Raw genomic sequence first — 514 nt, forward strand, 5'->3', positions numbered from 1 at the left:
GCCGCAAGGAACAGCTCGAGATCAGCATCGTCCAGTCCGGCGAGGAGGTGAAGGGCCTCGAGGCGCGCCAGGTCGCCAAGGTCGAGGAGCTGCGCCTGGTCGAGCTCGAGCGCAACAAATATCTCGGCCTGTTCCAGAAGGGCTTCATCGACGGCACGAAGGTCTACAACATCAACCGCGAATGGGCCCGCCTGCTCGGCGAGCGCGGCGAGATCGAAGCCTCGATCGCCCGCGCCCGGCTGCGCGTCAGCGATGCCCGCCTCCAGATCATCGCCGTCGACGAGACCGCCCGCACCGAGGCCCAGCGCGAGCTGCGCCAGGTCGAGGCCAAGGTCTCCGAGCTCAGCGACCGGCGGCTCGCCAGCGAGGACCGGCTCTCGCGCTCCGAGATCCGCGCCCCGATCGCCGGCATCGTCAACGAGTTGACCGTCTTCACCGTCGGCGGCGTCATCACCCCGGCCGCCCGTCTCGCCACCATCGTACCGGGCGAGGCCAAGCTCACCGTCGAGGTCAG

The 514-nt window shown here is 69.3% G+C and carries 1 pseudogene; it reads left to right on the forward strand.

From position 1 onward, the window contains the following. Positions 1-514 (forward strand): annotated as a pseudogene (locus AC1DGP_RS35300) (HlyD family type I secretion periplasmic adaptor subunit); the annotation flags it as partial.

This window comes from Allobosea sp. 05T433, from assembly GCF_056396065.1.